Genomic DNA, 20,005 nt, shown 5'->3' with positions numbered 1-20,005 from the left:
GGAAATGAACTACAAAGCCGTTGCCGCGCTGGCCTTCACCAGCATGTTCAGCATCAGCACCCTGTTAAGCCCGGCCTGGGCAGAGGAACAGGAAAAAGCGTTGAACTTTGGCATCATTTCAACGGAATCACAGCAAAACCTGAAGCCGCAGTGGGAACCGTTCCTGAAAGATATGGAAACCAAACTGGGGATCAAAGTGAACGCCTTCTTCGCCCCGGACTACGCGGGCATTATCCAGGGAATGCGCTTCAACAAAGTCGACATCGCGTGGTACGGCAACCTCTCTGCCATGGAAGCGGTAGATCGCGCCAACGGCCAGGTCTTTGCCCAGACCGTTGCAGCAGACGGCTCCCCGGGCTACTGGAGCGTGCTGATCGTTAACAAAGACAGCCCGATCAACAACCTCAACGATATGCTCGCCAAACGCAAAGAGCTGACCTTTGGTAACGGCGACCCGAATTCTACGTCCGGCTTCCTCGTCCCGGGTTACTACGTCTTCGCGAAAAACAACATCTCCGCCAGCGACTTCAAGCGCACGGTCAACGCCAGCCACGAAACCAACGCCCTGGCCGTAGCAAACAAGCAGGTAGACGTTGCCACAAACAACACTGAAAACCTCGACAAGCTGAAGACCTCCGCGCCGGACAAGCTGAAAGCGCTGAAGGTGATCTGGAAATCGCCATTGATCCCGGGCGACCCGATTGTGTGGCGTAAAAACCTCTCCGAAAGCACCAAGGACAAGGTCTACGACTTCTTTATGAACTACGGCAAAACGCCGGAAGAGAAAGCAGTGCTGGCGCACCTGGGCTGGGCACCGTTCCGCGCGTCCAGCGATTTGCAGCTGGTGCCGATTCGCCAGCTGGCGCTGTTTAAACAGATGCAGGGCGTGAAGGACAACAAAGGTCTGAAGGAAGAAGAGAAGACCAGCAAAGTGTCGGAAATTCAGGCGCAGCTGGACGATCTCGACCGCCTGACCGCCGCGCTCGGGGCGATGACCAGCGTGAATAAAGCGGTGCAGTAACTCAAGTCCCCTCTCCCACAGGGAGAGGGAGAACAGATTAAGGAGCCAACATGCAAACCATCACCCTCCCGCCGCCAAAGCGCAGCTGGTTCTCGCTCATAAGCTGGGCCGTTCTGCTGGCGGTGCTCGTTATCTCCTGGAAGGGCGCGGAGATGGATCCGCTGCTGCTCTTCAGGGACTCGGGCAACATGGCGACCTCCGCCGCCGACTTCTTCCCACCTGACTTCAGCCAGTGGCAGGACTACCTCAGTGAAATGGCCACCACCCTGCAAATCGCCGTCTGGGGCACCGCCCTCGCCGTGATCCTCTCCATTCCGTTTGGCCTGATGAGCGCCGAAAACATCGTGCCTTGGTGGATCTACCAGCCGATGCGTCGCCTGATGGACGCCTGTCGCGCCATCAACGAAATGGTCTTTGCGATGCTGTTCGTGGTCGCCGTCGGCCTGGGTCCGTTCGCTGGCGTGATGGCGCTGTTCATCCACACCACCGGCGTACTCTCCAAGCTGCTCTCCGAAGCGGTTGAAGCCATCGAGCCCGGCCCGGTGGAAGGCATCCGCGCAACCGGCGCGAACAAAATCGAAGAGATCCTCTACGGCGTCCTGCCGCAGGTCATGCCGCTGCTCATCTCCTATTCGCTATACCGCTTCGAGTCCAACGTTCGCTCCGCCACCGTGGTCGGCATGGTGGGCGCAGGCGGTATTGGCGTCACCCTGTGGGAAGCGATTCGCGGTTTCCAGTTCCAGCAAACCTGCGCATTGATGGTGCTTATCATCGTCACCGTCAGCCTGCTGGATTTCCTCTCTCAACGCTTGCGTAAGCACTTCATCTGAGAAGCGAGGCTTTGATTGGTATGCACTTATCCAGACATCCGACCAGTTACCCTACCCGCTGGCAAGAGATTGCGGCAAAGCTCGAAGTGGAGCTGCGCACGCACTATCGGTGCGGCGACTACCTGCCTGCCGAGCAGCAGCTTGCCGACCGCTACGAAGTGAATCGCCACACCCTGCGTCGCGCCATCGATCAGCTGGTGGAGCGCGGCTGGGTCCAGCGTCGTCAGGGCGTCGGCGTGCTGGTGCTGATGCGCCCGTTTGACTACCCGCTCAATGCCCAGGCGCGTTTTAGCCAGAACCTGCTCGATCAGGGCAGCCACCCCACCAGCGAAAAGCTGCTGTCTGTCCTGCGCCCGGCCTCCCGCCACGTAGCGGACGCGCTGGGGATTCAGGAGGGCGACAACGTCGTTCACCTGCGCACGTTGCGCCGGGTGAACGGCGTGGCGGTCTGTCAGATCGACCACTACTTCGCGGACCTCTCCCTCTGGCCCGTGCTGCAACATTTCGCCAGCGGTTCCCTGCATGATTTTCTTCAGGAGGCGACGGGTATCGCGCTCAAACGCACCCAGACGCGCATCAGCGCCCGCCGCGCGCAGGCTAAAGAGAGCAAGGTGCTGGAGATCCCCAACATGGCCCCGCTGCTCTGCGTGCGCACCCTCAACCACCGTGACGGCGACGTCAACGCAACGGAATACTCCGTCAGCCTGACCCGCGCCGACATGATTGAATTTACCATGGAGCACTGAATGCACTTCGACACCTCCACTCGTCAGCGCTGGATGCGCGTGCTGGCCCACAGCCAGCCTGCTGCGCTGGCTGCCCGCATGAACGCGCTCGGCCTGACGCCGGACTACGACACGATCCGCGCGCCGGAGATCGGCCTGGTGCAGATCCAGGCACGCATGGGCGGCACCGGCGAGCGCTTCTTCGCCGGCGATGCCACCCTCACCCGCGCGGTGATCCGCCTGAGCAGCGGCACGCTGGGCTACGGCTACGTACTTGGGCGCGACAAAACACACGCCGAGCGCTGCGCCGTGATCGACGCGCTTTTACAGGAACAGCCGCATTTTCAGACCTTAATGGAAACCCTTATTGCCCCGCTGGAAGCTGACCGCGCCGCACGCCTTGCCGCGCGTCAGACCGAAGTGAATACCAGCCGGGTCGACTTCTTTACGCTCGTTCGCGGAGACAACGCATGACGCTTCAACCTGCCTTTACCCTGGCCGTCCAGGATGCCCAACAGAGTTTCCGTCGCCTGCTGAAAGCCATGAGCGAGCCCGGCGTGATCGTCTCGCTGCACCAGCTTTCGCAGGGCTGGCTGCCGCTGAACCTCGCCTCTACCAGCGTGCTGCTGACGCTGGCGGACAACGACACGCCGGTATGGCTGTCAGGGGCATTGCTGAACGATATCGCCAGCCAGAACCTGCGCTTTCACACCAACGCGCCGCTGGTCGAGCAGCCCCAGCAGGCGGTCTTCGCCGTGGCAGACGAGCAAATCAGCCACGAGCAGCTTAACGCCCTGAGCGAAGGCAGCGCCGTCGCCCCGGAAACCAGCGCCACGCTGATTTTGCAGGTCTCCAGCCTGAGCGGTGGTCGCATGCTTCGCCTGACGGGTGCAGGCATCGCCGACGAGCGGATGGTCGCCCCCCAGCTGCCGGAGTGCATCATCCATGAGCTGACCGAGCGCCCGCATCCGTTCCCGCTCGGTATCGACCTGATCCTGACCTGCGGCGAGCGCCTGCTGGCGATCCCGCGAACCACTCACGTGGAGGTGTGCTGATGTACGTTGCCGTCAAAGGGGGCGAGAAGGCGATCGCCGCCGCCCATGCCTTGCAGGCGCACAGACGCCGGGGGGATGACGCTCTTCCCGAGCTGAGCGTCGCCCAGATTGAACAGCAGTTAAATTTGGCCGTCGACCGCGTGATGACCGAAGGCGGCATCGCGGACCGTGAGCTGGCGGCGCTGGCGCTGAAACAAGCCAGCGGCGATAACGTGGAAGCCATCTTCCTGCTGCGCGCTTACCGCACAACGCTTGCGAAGCTGGCGGTGAGCGAGCCGGTAAATACGGCGGAAATGCGTTTAGAGCGCCGTATTTCTGCGGTGTATAAAGATATTCCTGGCGGCCAGCTGCTTGGCCCCACCTACGACTACACCCATCGTCTGATGGACTTCGCTCTGCTGGCAAACGGTGAAACACCGCAGCTCAGCGCCTCTGATGCTGAACAAGACGCCTCCCCGCACGTCTTTAGCCTGCTGGCAAACCAGGGGCTGGCGAAGGCGGAAGAAGACACCGGCAGCACACCGGATGACATCACCCGCACGCCGCCGGTCTATCCCTGTTCGCGCTCGTCCCGTCTGCAACAGCTGATGCGCGGCGACGAAGGGTATCTGCTGGCGCTGGCCTACTCCACGCAGCGCGGCTACGGGCGCAACCACCCGTTCGCGGCAGAGATCCGCAGCGGCTATCTCGATGTCGAAATTGTGCCAGAAGAGCTGGGGTTTGCGGTGAACATCGGCGAACTGCTGATGACCGAGTGCGAAATGGTCAACGGTTTTGTCGCGCCAGAAAATGAAGATCCACACTTTACCCGCGGCTACGGGCTGGTGTATGGCCTGAGCGAGCGCAAGGCGATGGCGATGGCGCTGGTTGACCGTGCGCTCCAGGCGCCGAACTACGGCGAGCATATTGCAGGCCCGGCACAGGACGAAGAGTTCGTGCTGGCCCACGCGGATAACGTTGAGGCCGCGGGCTTTGTCTCGCACCTCAAGCTGCCGCACTACGTCGATTTCCAGGCCGAACTGGAACTGCTGAAACGCCTGCAACGGGAGCGCGCCAATGGCTAACTTAAGCGGCTACAACTTTGCCTATCTGGACGAGCAAACTAAACGCATGATCCGCCGCGCCATCCTTAAGGCTGTGGCGATCCCCGGCTACCAAGTGCCGTTCGGCGGCCGCGAAATGCCGATGCCCTACGGCTGGGGCACCGGCGGTATTCAAATCACCGCCAGCGTGATAGGCGAAGCGGACGTGCTGAAGGTCATCGACCAGGGGGCAGACGACACCACCAACGCCGTGTCGATCCGCAACTTCTTCAGGCGCGTAACGGGCGTCAACACCACTGAAAAAACCGAAGACGCGACGCTGATCCAGACCCGTCACCGCATTCCGGAGACCCCGCTGACTGAAGATCAGATTTTGATTTTCCAGGTGCCGATCCCGGAGCCGCTGCGCTTTATCGAGCCGCGGGAAACCGAAACCCGCACCATGCACGCCCTGGAAGAGTACGGGATCATGCAGGTCAAACTGTATGAGGACATCGCCCGCTTCGGCCATATCGCCACCACCTACGCCTACCCGGTGAAGGTGAACGGCCGCTACGTGATGGACCCGTCGCCGATCCCGAAATTCGATAACCCGAAGATGGACATGATGCCCGCCCTGCAACTTTTTGGTGCCGGACGTGAAAAACGCATCTACGCCGTGCCGCCGTACACCCGTGTGGAGAGCCTGGATTTCGACGATCACCCGTTTACGGTGCAGGAGTGGGACGAGCCGTGCGCCATCTGCGGTTCGAAGCATAGCTATCTGGATGAAGTGGTGCTGGACGACACGGGCAAACGGATGTTTGTCTGCTCCGACACCGATTACTGCCGCCAACAGAGCGAGGCGAACAGCCAATGAAACCGCTGCTTTCGGTTAATAACCTGACTCACCTTTATGCGCCGGGCAAAGGCTTTAGCGACGTGTCGTTTGAGCTGTGGCCGGGCGAAGTGCTGGGCATTGTCGGCGAGTCCGGCTCCGGTAAAACCACCCTGCTGAAGTCCATCTCCGCGCGCCTGACGCCGCAGAATGGCGACATTTTGTATGAGGGCGCATCGCTGTACGGCATGAGCGAAGCCGAGCGCCGCCGCCTGCTGCGCACCGAGTGGGGCGTGGTGCATCAGCACCCGATGGACGGCCTGCGCCGTCAGGTGTCAGCGGGGGGCAACATCGGTGAACGGCTGATGGCCACCGGCGCACGCCACTACGGCAATATCCGCGCCACGGCGCAGCACTGGCTGGAGGAAGTTGAAATCCCCGCCTCGCGCATCGACGACCTGCCGACCACCTTCTCCGGCGGCATGCAGCAGCGTTTACAGATTGCCCGCAATCTCGTCACCCATCCGAAGCTGGTGTTTATGGACGAACCGACCGGCGGGCTGGACGTATCCGTGCAGGCTCGCCTGCTCGACCTGCTGCGCGGCCTGGTGGTGGAGCTGAACCTGGCGGTGGTGATTGTCACCCATGATTTAGGCGTCGCGCGCCTGCTGGCGGACCGTCTTCTGGTGATGAAGCAGGGTCAGGTGGTGGAAAGTGGGTTAACCGACCGGGTGCTCGACGATCCGCATCATCCGTATACCCAGCTGCTGGTGTCGTCGGTGTTGCAGAACTGAGGGCGCTGTTGCCGGGTGGCGCTGCGCTTACCCGGCCTACGAACAGCGCACCTGTAGGCCGGGTAAGGCGAAGCCGCCACCCGGCAAAACGAACACCGCACCCGTAGGCCGGGTAAGGCGAAGCCGCCACCCGGCAAAACGAATCGCGAGGCAAAAATGATCCACGTTGAAAATGTCAGTAAAACCTTTGTGCTCCACCAGCAAAACGGTGTCCGCCTGCCGGTACTGCAAAATGCCTCATTAGAGGTCAGCAACGGCGAATGCGTGGTGCTGCATGGCCATTCCGGCAGCGGAAAATCCACCCTGCTGCGCTCCCTGTATGCCAACTACCTGCCGGACGAAGGCCATATTCATATCCGCCATAACAATGAATGGGTCGATCTGGTCCAGGCTCCCGCGCGCAAGGTGCTGGAAGTACGCCGCTCGACGATCGGCTGGGTCAGCCAGTTCCTGCGGGTGATCCCGCGGATCTCTGCCCTGGACGTGGTCATGCAGCCCCTGCTGGATCTCGGCGTGCCGCGCGAAACCTGCGCCGCTAAAGCCGCCAGCCTGCTGACGCGTCTCAACGTACCGGAGCGTCTGTGGCACCTCGCCCCGTCGACCTTTTCCGGCGGCGAACAGCAGCGCGTGAACATCGCCCGCGGCTTTATCGTCGATTACCCGATTTTACTCCTGGATGAACCCACCGCCTCGCTCGACAGTAAAAACAGCGCAGCGGTGATGGAACTGATCGAACAGGCCAAAGCGCGCGGCGCGGCGATCGTCGGGATCTTCCACGACGACGCCGTACGCCATCGCGTGGCGGACAGACTGCACCCGATGGGGACAAACGTATGATTATCAATAACGTCAGGCTGGTGCTGGAAAATGAGGTCGTGATCGGCTCGGTTGAGGTGCGGGACGGTGTCATCCGCGCCTTTGCCGAAACCCGGAGCCGCACTCCTGAAGCGATGGACGGCGAAGGCGGCTGGCTGCTGCCGGGGCTGATTGAGCTGCATACCGATAATCTCGATAAATTCTTCACCCCGCGCCCAAAGGTGGACTGGCCTGCTCATTCAGCGATGAGCAGCCACGACGCGCTGATGGTCGCCAGCGGCATCACCACGGTGCTGGACGCGGTGGCGATCGGCGACGTGCGCGACGGCGGCGATCGGCTGGAGAACCTGGAGAAGATGATCAATGCCGTGGAGGAGACGCAAAAGCGCGGCCTCAACCGCGCCGAGCACCGCCTGCACCTGCGCTGCGAGCTGCCGCACCACACTACCCTGCCGCTGTTTGAAAAGCTGGTGGGCCGCGAGCCGGTCTCGCTGGTTTCCCTGATGGATCACTCGCCGGGGCAGCGCCAGTTCGCCAACATTGAAAAGTATCGCGAATACTATCAGGGCAAATACGCGCTCAATGATGCCGAGATGGCGCGCTATGAAGAAGAGCAGCTCCAGCTTGCGGCGCGGTGGTCGCAGCCGAATCGTCTCTCCATTGCCGCGATGTGCCGTGACCGTAATATTGCCCTGGCCAGCCATGATGACGCTACGCACGACCATGTTCGCGAATCCCACCAGCTTGGGAGCGTGATCGCCGAATTTCCCACCACGTTCGAGGCGGCAGAGGCATCGCGTAAGCATGGCATGAACGTGCTAATGGGTGCGCCGAACATCGTGCGCGGCGGGTCACACTCCGGCAACGTGGCGGCAAGCAAGCTCGCCTCCCTCGGCCTGCTGGATATCCTCTCATCTGACTATTATCCCGCCAGCCTGCTGGACGCGGCCTTCCGCGTCGCGGACGACGAAGGCAATAGCTTCACGCTGCCGCAGGCAATTCGTCTGGTGACGAAAAACCCGGCCTCGGCGCTTAATCTTCACGATCGCGGGGAAATTGCCGAGGGGAAACGGGCCGATCTGGTGCTGGCGCACCGTAAGGGCGAGCATATTCATATCGACCACGTCTGGCGTCAGGGAAAAAGGGTGTTCTGATGGGAAGACTCATCTGGTTAATGGGCCCGTCCGGCTCCGGGAAGGACAGCCTGCTGTCGGCGTTACGGCAGCGGGAACACTCACAGCTGCTGGTGGCGCACCGCTATATCACGCGCGATGCCAACGCCGGAAGCGAAAACCATATCGCCCTGAGCGAGCAGGAGTTTTTTACCCGCGCCGGACAAAACCTGCTGGCGCTAAGCTGGCATGCCAACGGTTACTACTATGGCGTCGGCATTGAGATCGACCTCTGGCTGCACGCGGGGTTCGACGTGCTGGTTAACGGCTCACGGGCGCATCTCCCGCAGGCTCGCGCCCGGTACGAAGCGGCGCTGCTCCCGGTCTGTTTGCAGGTTTCCCCGGAGGTTCTGCGTAGCCGGCTGCAAAAGCGGGGGCGCGAAAACGCACGCGAGATCGACCAGCGGCTGGAACGGGCGGCGCGCTACACCCCGTCGGGTTGCCATCTCCTCAATAACGACGGAAGTTTGCTACAGTCAGTCGAGACCTTTCTATCGCTTATTCGCCAGAAGGAGAAACAGCATGCCTGACTGCCAGCTTCGCCCCGCCACCGCCGACGATGCGCCGATCGTTTACGCTCTGATCTGCGAACTTAAGCAGGCCGAGTTCGATCATCAGGCGTTTCACGCCGGGTATCTGGCCAACTTGCAGGATCACAATATGCGCTACCAGCTGGCCGAGCTGGACGGGAAGATCATCGGGATGATCGGCCTGCACATGCAGTTTCACCTGCACCACGCCCGCTGGATCGGCGAGATCCAGGAGCTGGTGGTGATGCCGCAGGCGCGCGGATTGAAAGTGGGCAGCCAGCTGCTGGCCTGGGCAGAGGAGATCGCACGCCAGGCAGGCGCCGAGCTGACCGAGCTTTCCACCAGCGTGAAGCGCGTGGACGCGCACCGTTTTTATGTACGTGAAGGGTATACGCAAAGCCATTTCCGCTTCACCAAACCGCTGTAGAGGTGCGTTATGAGTCTGACGATCACGCTGACAGGAACGGGAGGGGCGCAGCTGGTGCCGGTGTTTGGCTGCGACTGCGCGGCGTGCCGACGGGCGCGTTTGCAGGAAAACCATCGCCGTCGCCCCTGTAGCGCGGCGGTGAAATTCAACGATGCGGTCACCTTGCTGGACGCAGGTATTCCACACCTGATGGACGACTGGCCCGCAGGGAGTTTCAGACAGTTTTTGCTTACCCACTATCATATGGATCACGTTCAGGGGCTGTTTCCTCTGCGCTGGGGCGTGGGGGCGACCATTCCGGTTTACGGTCCGCCGGACGACGCAGGCTGTGACGACCTGTTCAAACATCCGGGCCTTCTCGATTTCAGCCACACGGTAGAGCCGTTTGTAACGTTTGAACTTCAGGGCTTGCGGGTCACGCCGCTGCCGCTCAACCATTCAAAACTCACATTTGGCTATCTGCTGGAGTCTGCCCACAGCCGCGTGGCGTGGCTTTCTGATACCGCCGGGCTACCGGATAAAACGGTGACATTTCTGCTAAATAATCAGCCGCAGGCGATGATTATCGACTGTAGCCATGAACCGCGCCAGGAGACGCCGCGCAACCACTGTGATTTGAATACGGTGATTGCGCTGAACGAGGTGATTGGCTGTCCGCAGGTGATCCTGACGCATATCAGCCATCAGTTTGACGTCTGGATGATGGATAACCCGCTGCCGGACGGCATTGAAGCGGGGTATGACGGGATGGTACTGGTGCTGGATTAGGTTTTGCCGGGTGGCGGCTGCGCCTTACCCGGCCTACGCGTTGCGATACCGGGGTTTACCACCGATCGTAATCATCCTCTAACCGGCGCTCATCCTCCTCTAACCGACGCCGGTCGTCATCCAGCTGCCGCTGACGCTCGTCTAAGCGCTGGCGTCGGTCTTCTAACTGCCGGCGACGATCGTCGTACTGGCGGCTGTCGGTTTGACGGCTGCGATCGTAACGATCGTCGTCATCGTCATTACGGCTGCTGCCGGGGTTATAGGCGTCGTTGATCGCCTGCTGAATATTGCCAATAGCATCATCAATCACATCGGCATGCGCCAGTTGGCTGGTTAAAGTCAGCAGACCCAATAACAGAGCGGTAGAGTAACGTTTCATAAGGCCAGACTCGCAGGTGAACTGGCCTTAAAGTAATGACTGGCTACTGGCTGGTGTAGCGGAGGAATCTCAAATTACCATCACCTTGCGCAGCGCCTGCGCCAGCTGTGCGCGGGTGAACGGTTTTCGCAGTAACGGAACGTCCGGCAGCTGCGGGTTATGCGCCGGGCGCAAATCCTGCCCGCTGATCAGCAGAACCGGCAACTGCGGATAGTGGCTGCGTACATGGCCGATCACCTCCGCACCGCTCAGGCCGCCCGGCAACATCAGGTCGCTGATAAACATACCGATATCCGGCGACACGTCCAGCATGTTCAGCGCCTGCTCGCCGTTTTCGGCTTCAAGTGTCAGGTAGCCAAGCTGGTGCAGTTGCTCGCACAGGGTCTGCCGCACGCCCGCCTCATCTTCCAGGACCAGCACAAGCAGCTCACTTTCTGCCGGGGCCGTGGTCGCCAGCACGACATCATCGGAGAACGCGGGCAGCGTCGAGCGCGGCAGCTGGAGCCGCACGGTGGTTCCCTGCCCCGGCGCGCTTTCGATCTCAACGCGACCACCCGACTGGCGCACAAAGCCGTACACCATCGACAGCCCTAACCCGCTGCCGCTGCCGGTCTGTTTGGTGGTGAAGAACGGTTCAAAGACCTGCGATTTCACCTCCTGCGACATCCCGCAGCCGTGGTCAATCACCTCCAGCGCGACCATATCCTGCCTGCGCCCGTCGCTGCGGGTCACACGCTGGTTCCAGGTGCGGATTTTGATCACACCGTATTGCCCCTCCATTGCGTCACGGGCGTTCATTACCAGGTTGATAATGGCGTTTTCCAGCTGGCTGACGTCAATCCATGCGGGCCAGGCCGGGGTTTGCGCTTCAATATCCAGCGTCAGCGTGGCGGGAAGCGAGTGCCGCATCAGCTCGCTCAGGTTCTCCAGCAGCGGCTTCATCTCTACCGCATGTGGATGCAGGGATTGCTTGCGCGAGAAGGCCAGCAGACGCTGGGTGAGCATGGCTCCGCGTTCCGCGGCTTTAAGCGCACGGGTGATGCGCGGCGCGTCCGGTGATGCCGAATCGGTCAGCTCCAGACTGCCGATAATCACCGCCAGCAGGTTATTAAAATCATGCGCCAGGCCACCCGTCAGTTGCCCGACCGCCTTCATTTTCTGGCTGTGCAGCAGCGCCTCCTCCAGCCCCTGACGTTCGATGCGGTCAACCTCCATCTGTGAGGTCTTCACCTTCAGCAGCCGCGTGGTGTGCTCCAGCGAAGCGGTATTGCGGGCGAAAACGTTAAACGCGCGCGCCAGTTCCCCCAACTCATCACGCCGCTGTAGCGCGGGCACCGACACATCCTGCTCCCCGTGAGCGAGACGCGACATCGCCCTTGAGATAGCCGTCAGGTTGGAGCCCAGATTGCGGTAAATATACCAGCAGGCACAGCCGGTGATGATCAGCGCCAGCACCGCGAAGATGCTGATAAACACGCTGATGGATTGCAGCTCGTGATGGCTCTGGGCCGTGCGAAGCCGGGAAGCCTGCGCCACCTGTTCAACGTACTGATTAATGTCGCTGTTTAATATCGCCACCAGCGCCTTGATGTGGAACATGTACCAGCTGATGGACAGATCGCTCTCCTCCAGCTGCGTCGACAGTGGTGCGAGCTTGCGCAGCTCATCATTAAAATCCGGGAGCACCAGGTTGGCCACCGGTTGCAGGGCGCTCGCGGGTAACCCCGCGGTTACTGCATCCAGCTGCTGCACCGTGGCGCGCGGTGAAGGGGTATCAATGGCGGCAACGATCAGCCTGTCCATCTCTGCAAGCTGTCGGGCGTCTGGCACATTGCTCGCGTAACGGCGGTTGATATCCTGCAAATGACGCAGGTAGCTTTGGCTTTGATAGAGCGAGCTGAGCAGCGCGTTACGCTCCAGATGCCGCTTTTGCCCGCGCTCCAGCATTCCCGTCACGCTCTGCTGTAATTCATTACTCCTGCGAATAATTCGCGCCACCAGCGCCGGCTCCTGCTGCGCCAGCGGCGCATCGGCAAGTTGATCCAGCGAGTGGCGCAGCGCCATCTGCGTCTGTTTCAGCCGCTCGGCTTCGCCTTTGTACTCCAGCGCACCGACCACCTGCGACAGCCGCACCGCCGCCGTTGCCACATTTGCGGTATCACGGGCGAGGTTCATGCTGCCGGTCATGTCATCCAGCGTTTGCTGTTGGACCTGCTCCTGGATCTGGCTGGCGTGACGAAAGCCGAGCACCGCCACACCGCTCACCATCAGCGTGACGGCGACCACCAGCAGATTAAAAATCAGCAGGCGTCCGCGGGCGCTGGTGAAGAACGGGGGGCGTGAAGACATGGGTTTGGGCTCCTCTGCGGATTGGTGCCCTCACCCTGGCCCTCTCCCACAGGGAGAGGGAAAAGGAAAATGTGATGGCGATTAGCTATTCATAACTATGACAAATATGAACAGCTTCTGACATTTTGCATTTACGCGCCTGTGATGAAGTGCAGATATCGACATTCACAGGAGATCCGCCATGAGCAGAACCCCGGTTTTAGAGATGCGCCACATTGCCAAAACCTTTGGCAATTTCCACGCGCTCAAGGGCGTGGATTTGACGGTTTTCCCCGGTGAGATCCACGCGCTGATGGGGGAAAACGGCGCCGGAAAAAGCACGCTGATGAAGATCCTCGCAGGTGCCTATACCGCCAGCAGCGGCGACATCCTCATCGACGGTAAGCCGTTTCATATCAAAGAGCCGAAGGATGCGCTGGCCGCAGGCATTACCCTGATTTATCAGGAGATGCAGCTTGCTCCTAACCTGACCGTGGCGGAAAACATTTTTCTCGGCAGCGAGCTGTCGCGCGGCGGGCTGGTCCAGCGCAAAGAGATGGCTGCCCAGGCGCAGGCGGTCATTGACCGCCTCGGTGCGCAGTTCAGCGCCACCGACCTGGTCATGAAACTGACCATCGCCGAGCAGCAGCAGGTGGAGATCGCCCGCGCCCTGCACCGCAACAGCCGCATTCTGGTGATGGACGAACCTACCGCCGCCCTCTCCTCACGCGAAACCCACCGTCTGTTCGAACTGATTTTGCGCCTGCGCGATGAAGGCATGGCGATTATTTACATCAGCCACCGGATGGCGGAAGTGTATGAACTCTCTGACCGCGTCAGCGTGCTACGCGACGGGCAATACGTCGGCAGCCTGACGCGCGACAAGCTCAACGCCTCCGAGCTGGTGCGCATGATGGTGGGCCGTCCGCTCAGCGATCTGTTTAACAAAGAGCGCGATATTCCCCTCGGCAGCCCGCGTCTTAACGTCCACCACCTCACCGACGGCAAAAAAGTACAGCCGTGCAGTTTGCAGGTGCGCTCCGGTGAAATCGTCGGGCTGGCAGGGCTGGTCGGGGCCGGGCGTTCCGAGCTGGCGCAGCTGATCTTCGGCGTGCGCAAAGCCACCGGCGGCATGATTGAGGTGGACGGCGAACCGGTGGTGATCCACTCCCCGCGCGCGGCCATTGAGAACGGCATCGGTTTTCTTACCGAGAACCGCAAGGAGCAAGGTCTGTTTCTGGAGCTGGCGGCGCAGGAGAACATCACCATGGCGACGCTGGAGCGCGACGCCACCTTCGGCTGGCTGAACCGCAAAAAAGCGCAGTCGATTTCCGATGACGCCATCGCCCTGCTCAATATCCGCGTGCCCCATTCACAGGTGCGCGCGGGCGGGCTCTCCGGCGGCAACCAGCAAAAACTGCTGATCTCCCGCTGGGTGGCGATAGGCCCGCGCATTCTGATTCTGGACGAGCCCACGCGCGGCGTGGACGTCGGCGCAAAAAGCGAGATCTACCGCATCATGAACCAGATGGCGCGCAAAGGCGTTGCGATACTGATGATCTCCAGCGAGCTGCCGGAAGTAGTAGGGATGAGCGACCGGGTGTACGTGATGCGGGAAGGCAGCATTGCGGGTGAACTGCACGGGCGCGACATCTCTCAGGAAAACATCATGACGCTGGCAACCGGCGTAAACGACACACATCATCAGGCGGTGTAATTATGACAACTCCAACCCATCCGCAGCAGGTGGCGAAATCCGCCTCCGCCAAAAAAATGCTGATGAGCGATCTGATGCAAACGATCGGCATTTTGCCGATTTTAATCCTGATTGTGGCGGTATTTGGCTTTATCGCCCCGAACTTTTTCACCGAGAGTAATCTGCTCAACATTACCCGGCAGGCGTCGATCAACATTGTGCTGGCGGCCGGGATGACCTTCATCATCTTGACCGGCGGGATTGACCTCTCCGTGGGCTCGATTCTGGGCACCACGGCAGTGGCGGCGATGGTGGTCTCGCTTATCCCTGAATTTGCGATGCTCTCCATTCCGGCGGCGCTGATGCTCGGTATGGTGCTGGGGCTGTTCAACGGTGCGCTGGTGGCCTTCGCCGGACTTCCGCCGTTTATCGTCACGCTCGGCACCTATACGGCGCTGCGCGGCGCGGCCTACCTGTTGGCGGACGGCACGACGGTTATTAACTCCAACATTAACTTCGAGTGGATCGGCAATAACTACCTCGGCCCGATTCCGTGGCTGGTGGTGATCGCCCTGGCGGTGATTGTGGTGTGCTGGTTCATCCTGCGCCGCACCACCCTCGGCGTTCACATCTATGCGGTTGGTGGCAACATGCAGGCGGCACGCTTAACCGGCATTAAGGTCTGGCTGGTGCTGCTGTTTGTCTACGGCATGAGTGGCCTGCTCTCGGGCTTAGGCGGCGTGATGAGCGCTTCACGTCTCTACAGCGCCAACGGCAACCTCGGCACGGGGTACGAGCTGGATGCGATTGCGGCGGTGATCCTCGGCGGCACCAGCTTCGTCGGCGGGATCGGCACGATCACCGGCACCCTGGTGGGCGCGCTGATCATCGCCACCCTCAACAACGGCATGACGCTGATGGGCGTCTCCTATTTCTGGCAGCTGGTGATCAAAGGGGCGGTGATCATCATAGCGGTGCTGATCGACAAATACCGTACCCGACACCATCAAAGTGCATAACAACAATACCCTACGTGAGGAATACAGCATGAGATTGAAGCCCTTAGTGACCGCGCTCTGTGCTGGCGCGCTGCTGGCCGCAACCCCGTTTGCGCAGGCAAAAGATCTGAAATCCATCGGCGTGACGGTGGGTGACCTGGCTAACCCGTTCTTCGTGCAGATCACCAAAGGTGCCGAGCTGGAAGCGCGCAAGCTGGCGGGGGACAACGTCAAGGTGACGCTGGTCTCCAGCGGGTACGATCTGGGCCAGCAGGTGTCGCAGATCGATAACTTCATTGCGGCGAAAGTAGACATGATCATCCTCAATGCCGCGGATTCCAAAGGGATCGGCCCCGCGGTAAAACGCGCTAAAGAGGCGGGGATCGTGGTCGTGGCGGTGGACGTGGCGGCGGAAGGGGCCGATGCGACCATCACCTCCGATAACACTCAGGCGGGAGAAATGGCCTGTAAGTACATTACCGACCGCCTGAAAGGTAAAGGCAACGTGGTGATCATCAACGGACCGCCGGTTTCTGCGGTACAAAACCGCGTGGAGGGCTGCCAGACCGAGTTCAGGCGCCACCCGGATATCAAAGTGCTCTCGGATAATCAGAACGCCAAAGGCAGCCGCGAAGGCGGCCTGGAGGTCATGACCTCCCTGCTGGCTGCCAATCCGAAGATCGACGGCGTATTCGCGATTAACGATCCGACCGCGATCGGCGCCGATCTGGCGGCTAAACAGGCGCAACGCAACGAATTCTTTATCGTTGGCGTGGATGGCAGCCCGGATGGTGAAGAAGCCCTGAAGCGCGAAAACTCCCTGTTTGTGGCGACGCCAGCGCAGGATCCGCAGGTGATGGCGGCGAAGGCGGTGGAGATTGGCTATGACATTCTTCAGGGCAAACCTGCGCCGAAAGAGCCCGTGCTGATCCCGGTGACGATGATCGATAAAAAGAACGTCGGCACATATAAGGGTTGGACGGTTAAGTAAGCCCCTCACCCCGGCCCTCTCCCCAAAGGGGAGAGGGTGTTCAAGTTCCCTCTCCCCTTTGGGGAGAGGGTTAGGGTGAGGGGGCGGCAAAAACTCAAGGAGTCCCCATGAAACGCTCCGACATCAATGAAATCCTCGGCCACACGCGGCAGTTCTTCTCCATGCACGACGTGCATCTCCCCCCTTTTGCCAGCTTTCCGCCGACAAAATGGCAGCAGCTTGACCAGGCAGCATGGCAGGAGGTGTTTGACCTCAGGCTCGGCTGGGACGTGACGGCATTTGGTGGCAACAACTTCGCTGCACAGGGGTTAACGCTGTTCACCCTGCGCAACGGCTCCCCCAACGGCGTGCCCTATGAAAAGTGCTATGCCGAAAAAATCATGCACGTCCGCGACGGCCAGGTGACGCCGATGCATTTTCACTGGCGCAAGCGGGAGGACATTATTAACCGCGGCGGCGGGAATCTGATTATTGAGTTATGGAATGCGGGCGCGCATGAAGAGACCGAAAACACCGACGTGACCGTCACGATAGATGGCTGTCGGCAGACGCACATGCCCGGCAGCCAGCTGCGCCTCACGCCAGGGGAGAGCATCTGCCTGACGCCCGGCCTGTACCACAGTTTCTGGGGTGAACGCGGCTTTGGTGACGTGCTGGTGGGCGAAGTGTCGTCGGTCAATGACGATGAACACGACAACCACTTTTTACAGCCCATTGACCGCTACAACACCATTGAAGAAGACGAACCGGCGGTGCTGGTGCTGTGCAACGAGTACACCCTCTTTCGGATATAAGGAGTGAATGATGCCATTGATTTCTCTTGCCGACGGTCTGGCCCACGCCAGGGAACACCGCTACGCCCTGGGCGCGTTCAACGTGCTCGACTCCCATTTTCTGCGCGCGCTGTTTGCCGCCGCGAAGCAGGAACGCTCGCCGTTTATCATCAACATCGCCGAAGTGCATTTTAAGTACGTGTCTCTGGAGTCGCTGGTGGAAGCGGTGAAATTCGAAGCTGCCCGCCACGATATTCCCGTGGTGCTGAACCTCGACCACGGACTGCATTTTGAGGCGGTGGTGCGCGCCCTGCGTTTAGGGTTCAGCTCGGTGATGTTCGACGGCTCCACGCTGAGCTATGAGGAAAATATCCGCCAGACCCGGGAAGTGGTGAAGATGTGCCACGCGGTGGGCGTCTCGGTAGAGGCGGAGCTGGGCGCGGTAGGCGGGGATGAAGGTGGCGCGCTGTACGGTCATGCGGATGAAGCCTTCTTTACCGACCCGCAACTGGCGCGCGAATTTGTTGATTCAACCGGCATCGATGCGCTGGCGGTTGCCATTGGCAACGCGCACGGCAAATACAAGGGCGAGCCGAAGCTTGATTTTCCGCGTCTGGACGCCATTCGCCAGCAGACGGGCCTGCCGCTGGTTTTACACGGCGGCTCTGGCATAAGCGACACTGATTTCCGCCGCGCCATTGAACTCGGTATTCATAAAATCAATTTCTATACCGGCATGTCGCAGGCCGCACTTGCCGCCGTTGAGCAACGCATGGCGAACCGCCAACCGCTTTACGATGAGTTTGCCGAGCTGCTGCTGGGCATTGAAGAGGCCATTACCGATACGGTTGCGGAACAGATGCGCATCTTCGGCAGTGCGGGGCAGGCCTAATGGAACGCAAAGGGATCGTCGCCGCAGGCAATATGCTGGTGGATCACGTCCACCAGATCGTACAGTGGCCGGAGCGCGGCTGGCTGGCAGAAATCACCCACAGCGAACGCTCAACCGGCGGTGCGCCGCTCAACGTTCTGCTGACGCTGGCAAAAATGCACGTCGGCCTGCCGTTACAGGCGGTGGGGCTGATTGGGGAAGACAGCGACGGAGACTATATTCTGGCGATGCTCGACCAGTATCACGTCAATCGCCAGCGCGTGCAGCGCACGACGTTCTCCCCAACGTCGATGTCGCAGGTGATGACCGACCCCAGCGGACAGCGCACCTTTTTCCACTCGCCGGGCGCCAACCGCCTGCTGGATCTTCCCGCCTTCGATCGTTTAGACGGATCGCTGAAGATCTTCCATCTCGGCTATCTGCTGCTGCTCGACAGCCTGGATATGCCGGACGAGGAATTTGGCACCCGCAGCGCGCGGTTACTGGCACAGATGCACGATCAGGGGTATGAAACCTCGCTCGATCTGGTGTCCCGCAAGGGCGACCCGCGCTATCAGCCGCTGGTGCTCCCTGCCCTGCGCCATCTTGATTATCTGGTGATTAACGAGCTGGAAGCCGGTGAGTTTAGCGGGCTTGAGATCCGCGACAGCCATGATGCGCTGAACATGGCCCATATCGCCGACGCTGCCGCACAGCTGCTGGCGGCAGGCGTGCGGCAGCGGGTGGTGATCCACTGTCCGGAAGGGGCATGGGGTGAAGCGCCGGGTGAAAAAGGGCAATGGGTTCCGTCGTGGAAGCTGACGCAGGACGAGATTATCGGCAGCGTCGGCGCGGGCGACGCGTTTTGCGCGGGCTTTTTATACGGCTGCCATGAATCCCTGCCGCTGACGGAGAGTATTTATCTGGCGCACGCCTGCGCGCGGGCCAGCCTGCTGGCGGCTAATGCAATTGACGGCGCGAAAACGCTGGCCGAGCTTCAGACGTTTATTCAGGAGAACGGTCAGGCGGCTTTCTCATGATGGGAAACGTCCGTGGCAAAAACATAGCCCAGACCGCGAATGGTTTTGATCAGCAGAGGCTGGTGCGGATTGACCTCAATTTTTCGCCGCAGCCGCATGATCAGCACGTCGATAGTGCGGTCAAAGACCTCGGCGCTTTCGCTGTGGGTCAGTTCAAGCAGCTGTTCACGGCTCAGTACCCGGCGGGCGTTTTGCGTTAATGCCAGCAGCAGGCCATATTCGCCCTGGGTTAACGGCACGGTATTACGCTGCGGATCGCTCAGCTCGCAGCGGGTGGTGTCCAGCGTCCAGCCGTTAAAAGCAATACCCTCAACGCGCGGCGCGGCAGGCTCCGCGGCCAGCGCGCCGGTACGACGCAGCACCGCCTTAACGCGGGCGACCACCACGCGCGGATTGAACGGTTTTCCGATGTAATCATCAGCGCCCATTTCCAGCCCAACGACCACATCTGATTCACTTCCCAGCCCCGTCAGCATCACCACCGGTAGCGACGGTCGCCGCTTTTGCATCTGCAGCAAAACCTGTAATCCGTTGATATCCGGCAGCATCATGTCCAGCAGAACCAGCGCAATGCCGGAGTCCTGCTGGACACGGTTCACCGCTTCCTGACCGGTGTGACACGTCAGCACGGTAAAGACGTGCTCGCTGAGCACATCCTGTAGCAGTTCGCAGACTGCGACATCATCATCAACCACCAGAATCGCCGGTTTCATCGCATGCTTCCGTCAGGGAATTATGTTAAGTCTGAACCATTCTGCCGCCGGCTCCAGCCGAATTGTTTTTTACGTGACGGAAATTCAATCCATGTCACATCCCCTGCCCTTTCGACACGTCAATTTTGACGATTGGCTGTTTTTCGTCAGGGTTTTGCCCCGCAAAGGGTCGTAAAGTCAGGAAATACCCATAGTAAAAACATGGCATAGAAGCTGCA

General features: G+C 60.4%; 22 protein-coding genes. 19 read left to right on the top strand and 3 right to left on the bottom strand.

What is annotated here, in order from left to right; all coding sequences use genetic code 11:
• The first annotated feature begins 4 nt into the window (after nt 1–4).
• From phnD to phnP, 13 genes are all read left to right on the top strand, one after another.
• Nucleotides 5–1,021, top strand: coding sequence for a phosphonate ABC transporter substrate-binding protein (phnD, locus tag ACQG0S_RS01840; protein ID WP_022646786.1), 1,017 nt, complete (start codon nt 5–7; stop codon nt 1,019–1,021).
• Between the two features lie 50 nt (nt 1,022–1,071).
• The gene (gene phnE, locus ACQG0S_RS01835) at nt 1,072–1,851 is read left to right on the top strand and encodes a phosphonate ABC transporter, permease protein PhnE (RefSeq protein ID WP_213760470.1); all 780 of its coding nucleotides are present in this window, start codon (nt 1,072–1,074) and stop codon (nt 1,849–1,851) included.
• 20 nt (nt 1,852–1,871) lie between these two features.
• On the top strand, nt 1,872–2,597 hold the full coding sequence (gene phnF / locus ACQG0S_RS01830; RefSeq protein WP_022646784.1) for a phosphonate metabolism transcriptional regulator PhnF: 726 nt from the start codon (nt 1,872–1,874) through the stop codon (nt 2,595–2,597).
• A complete protein-coding gene (phnG, locus tag ACQG0S_RS01825) occupies nt 2,598–3,050 on the top strand; it encodes a phosphonate C-P lyase system protein PhnG (RefSeq protein ID WP_022646783.1) in 453 nt (150 codons plus the stop codon).
• A complete protein-coding gene (gene phnH, locus ACQG0S_RS01820) occupies nt 3,047–3,631 on the top strand; it encodes a phosphonate C-P lyase system protein PhnH (protein ID WP_003860219.1) in 585 nt (194 codons plus the stop codon). Before phnG ends, phnH begins: the two co-directional genes overlap by 4 nt.
• Nucleotides 3,631–4,695 carry a carbon-phosphorus lyase complex subunit PhnI gene (locus ACQG0S_RS01815; protein ID WP_048966818.1) on the top strand — a complete coding sequence of 355 codons (1,065 nt, stop codon included), beginning with the start codon at nt 3,631–3,633 and terminating at the stop codon, nt 4,693–4,695. Before phnH ends, ACQG0S_RS01815 begins: the two co-directional genes overlap by 1 nt.
• Nucleotides 4,688–5,533 carry an alpha-D-ribose 1-methylphosphonate 5-phosphate C-P-lyase PhnJ gene (gene phnJ / locus ACQG0S_RS01810; RefSeq protein WP_048966817.1) on the top strand — a complete coding sequence of 282 codons (846 nt, stop codon included), beginning with the start codon at nt 4,688–4,690 and terminating at the stop codon, nt 5,531–5,533. Before ACQG0S_RS01815 ends, phnJ begins: the two co-directional genes overlap by 8 nt.
• Nucleotides 5,530–6,285 carry a phosphonate C-P lyase system protein PhnK gene (phnK, locus tag ACQG0S_RS01805; RefSeq protein WP_006177354.1) on the top strand — a complete coding sequence of 252 codons (756 nt, stop codon included), beginning with the start codon at nt 5,530–5,532 and terminating at the stop codon, nt 6,283–6,285. Before phnJ ends, phnK begins: the two co-directional genes overlap by 4 nt.
• A gap of 156 nt (nt 6,286–6,441) precedes the next feature.
• A complete protein-coding gene (gene phnL, locus ACQG0S_RS01800) occupies nt 6,442–7,122 on the top strand; it encodes a phosphonate C-P lyase system protein PhnL (RefSeq protein WP_022646780.1) in 681 nt (226 codons plus the stop codon).
• Nucleotides 7,119–8,255 (top strand): alpha-D-ribose 1-methylphosphonate 5-triphosphate diphosphatase, encoded by a 1,137-nt coding sequence (gene phnM, locus ACQG0S_RS01795; protein WP_048966816.1) that lies wholly within the window; start codon nt 7,119–7,121, stop codon nt 8,253–8,255. The genes phnL and phnM overlap by 4 nt, the downstream gene beginning before the upstream one ends.
• Nucleotides 8,252–8,803, top strand: coding sequence for a ribose 1,5-bisphosphokinase (gene phnN, locus ACQG0S_RS01790; protein ID WP_032621424.1), 552 nt, complete (start codon nt 8,252–8,254; stop codon nt 8,801–8,803). The genes phnM and phnN overlap by 4 nt, the downstream gene beginning before the upstream one ends.
• A complete protein-coding gene (phnO, locus tag ACQG0S_RS01785; RefSeq protein WP_022646777.1) occupies nt 8,796–9,230 on the top strand; it encodes an aminoalkylphosphonate N-acetyltransferase in 435 nt (144 codons plus the stop codon). The genes phnN and phnO overlap by 8 nt, the downstream gene beginning before the upstream one ends.
• A 9-nt stretch (nt 9,231–9,239) precedes the next feature.
• Nucleotides 9,240–9,998, top strand: coding sequence for a phosphonate metabolism protein PhnP (phnP, locus tag ACQG0S_RS01780; RefSeq protein WP_022646776.1), 759 nt, complete (start codon nt 9,240–9,242; stop codon nt 9,996–9,998).
• Nucleotides 9,999–10,053: 55 nt separating this feature from the next.
• Here the strand turns inward: phnP and yjdP are convergent, their stop codons facing one another.
• On the bottom strand, nt 10,054–10,377 hold the full coding sequence (gene yjdP, locus ACQG0S_RS01775; RefSeq protein WP_017382647.1) for a DDRRRQL repeat protein YjdP: 324 nt from the start codon (nt 10,375–10,377) through the stop codon (nt 10,054–10,056).
• Nucleotides 10,378–10,446: 69 nt separating this feature from the next.
• Nucleotides 10,447–12,726, bottom strand: a complete 2,280-nt coding sequence (locus ACQG0S_RS01770) for an ATP-binding protein (RefSeq protein ID WP_426749957.1) — start codon at nt 12,724–12,726, stop codon at nt 10,447–10,449.
• A 181-nt stretch (nt 12,727–12,907) separates the two neighbouring features.
• On the opposite strand from ACQG0S_RS01770, the gene ACQG0S_RS01765 reads away from it, so the two are divergent.
• From ACQG0S_RS01765 to ACQG0S_RS01740, 6 genes are all read left to right on the top strand, one after another.
• The gene (locus tag ACQG0S_RS01765; protein ID WP_426749955.1) at nt 12,908–14,422 is read left to right on the top strand and encodes a sugar ABC transporter ATP-binding protein; all 1,515 of its coding nucleotides are present in this window, start codon (nt 12,908–12,910) and stop codon (nt 14,420–14,422) included.
• A gap of 2 nt (nt 14,423–14,424) precedes the next feature.
• Nucleotides 14,425–15,420 carry an ABC transporter permease subunit gene (locus tag ACQG0S_RS01760; protein ID WP_003860239.1) on the top strand — a complete coding sequence of 332 codons (996 nt, stop codon included), beginning with the start codon at nt 14,425–14,427 and terminating at the stop codon, nt 15,418–15,420.
• Between the two features lie 28 nt (nt 15,421–15,448).
• A complete protein-coding gene (locus ACQG0S_RS01755) occupies nt 15,449–16,390 on the top strand; it encodes an ABC transporter substrate-binding protein (RefSeq protein WP_003860240.1) in 942 nt (313 codons plus the stop codon).
• 107 nt (nt 16,391–16,497) lie between these two features.
• Nucleotides 16,498–17,184 (top strand): D-lyxose/D-mannose family sugar isomerase, encoded by a 687-nt coding sequence (locus ACQG0S_RS01750; RefSeq protein ID WP_048965640.1) that lies wholly within the window; start codon nt 16,498–16,500, stop codon nt 17,182–17,184.
• Nucleotides 17,185–17,194: 10 nt separating this feature from the next.
• Complete coding sequence (locus ACQG0S_RS01745) at nt 17,195–18,055, top strand: ketose 1,6-bisphosphate aldolase (RefSeq protein WP_048965641.1); 861 nt, start codon at nt 17,195–17,197, stop codon at nt 18,053–18,055.
• Nucleotides 18,055–19,074, top strand: coding sequence for a carbohydrate kinase family protein (locus ACQG0S_RS01740; protein ID WP_048965642.1), 1,020 nt, complete (start codon nt 18,055–18,057; stop codon nt 19,072–19,074). The genes ACQG0S_RS01745 and ACQG0S_RS01740 overlap by 1 nt, the downstream gene beginning before the upstream one ends.
• On the opposite strand, the gene ACQG0S_RS01735 is transcribed toward ACQG0S_RS01740, so the two are convergent.
• Nucleotides 19,056–19,787: a response regulator gene (locus ACQG0S_RS01735; protein WP_022646769.1), complete on the bottom strand. Its 732-nt coding sequence runs from the start codon at nt 19,785–19,787 to the stop codon at nt 19,056–19,058. The genes ACQG0S_RS01740 and ACQG0S_RS01735 overlap by 19 nt on opposite strands.
• Nucleotides 19,788–20,005 lie beyond the last annotated feature (218 nt).

The organism is Enterobacter cloacae complex sp. 418I7 (assembly GCF_050030705.1).
In the GTDB taxonomy this organism is placed as follows: Bacteria; Pseudomonadota; Gammaproteobacteria; order Enterobacterales; family Enterobacteriaceae; genus Enterobacter; species Enterobacter intestinihominis.
Note: the sequence above shows the minus strand (reverse complement) of the source record. Positions and strands in the feature narration are given on the sequence as shown.

Coding starts and splice junctions, on each gene's coding strand:
- phnD (WP_022646786.1), top strand. CDS start 5: ATGAACTACAAAGCCGTTGCCGCGCTGGCCTTCACCAGCATGTTCAGC.
- ACQG0S_RS01760 (WP_003860239.1), top strand. CDS start 14,425: ATGACAACTCCAACCCATCCGCAGCAGGTGGCGAAATCCGCCTCCGCC.
- phnG (WP_022646783.1), top strand. CDS start 2,598: ATGCACTTCGACACCTCCACTCGTCAGCGCTGGATGCGCGTGCTGGCC.
- ACQG0S_RS01735 (WP_022646769.1), bottom strand. CDS start 19,787: ATGAAACCGGCGATTCTGGTGGTTGATGATGATGTCGCAGTCTGCGAA.
- phnK (WP_006177354.1), top strand. CDS start 5,530: ATGAAACCGCTGCTTTCGGTTAATAACCTGACTCACCTTTATGCGCCG.
- phnP (WP_022646776.1), top strand. CDS start 9,240: ATGAGTCTGACGATCACGCTGACAGGAACGGGAGGGGCGCAGCTGGTG.
- ACQG0S_RS01770 (WP_426749957.1), bottom strand. CDS start 12,726: ATGTCTTCACGCCCCCCGTTCTTCACCAGCGCCCGCGGACGCCTGCTG.
- ACQG0S_RS01745 (WP_048965641.1), top strand. CDS start 17,195: ATGCCATTGATTTCTCTTGCCGACGGTCTGGCCCACGCCAGGGAACAC.
- phnH (WP_003860219.1), top strand. CDS start 3,047: ATGACGCTTCAACCTGCCTTTACCCTGGCCGTCCAGGATGCCCAACAG.
- phnE (WP_213760470.1), top strand. CDS start 1,072: ATGCAAACCATCACCCTCCCGCCGCCAAAGCGCAGCTGGTTCTCGCTC.
- phnJ (WP_048966817.1), top strand. CDS start 4,688: ATGGCTAACTTAAGCGGCTACAACTTTGCCTATCTGGACGAGCAAACT.
- ACQG0S_RS01765 (WP_426749955.1), top strand. CDS start 12,908: ATGAGCAGAACCCCGGTTTTAGAGATGCGCCACATTGCCAAAACCTTT.
- yjdP (WP_017382647.1), bottom strand. CDS start 10,377: ATGAAACGTTACTCTACCGCTCTGTTATTGGGTCTGCTGACTTTAACC.
- phnL (WP_022646780.1), top strand. CDS start 6,442: ATGATCCACGTTGAAAATGTCAGTAAAACCTTTGTGCTCCACCAGCAA.
- phnM (WP_048966816.1), top strand. CDS start 7,119: ATGATTATCAATAACGTCAGGCTGGTGCTGGAAAATGAGGTCGTGATC.
- phnO (WP_022646777.1), top strand. CDS start 8,796: ATGCCTGACTGCCAGCTTCGCCCCGCCACCGCCGACGATGCGCCGATC.
- ACQG0S_RS01750 (WP_048965640.1), top strand. CDS start 16,498: ATGAAACGCTCCGACATCAATGAAATCCTCGGCCACACGCGGCAGTTC.
- ACQG0S_RS01755 (WP_003860240.1), top strand. CDS start 15,449: ATGAGATTGAAGCCCTTAGTGACCGCGCTCTGTGCTGGCGCGCTGCTG.
- phnF (WP_022646784.1), top strand. CDS start 1,872: ATGCACTTATCCAGACATCCGACCAGTTACCCTACCCGCTGGCAAGAG.
- ACQG0S_RS01815 (WP_048966818.1), top strand. CDS start 3,631: ATGTACGTTGCCGTCAAAGGGGGCGAGAAGGCGATCGCCGCCGCCCAT.
- ACQG0S_RS01740 (WP_048965642.1), top strand. CDS start 18,055: ATGGAACGCAAAGGGATCGTCGCCGCAGGCAATATGCTGGTGGATCAC.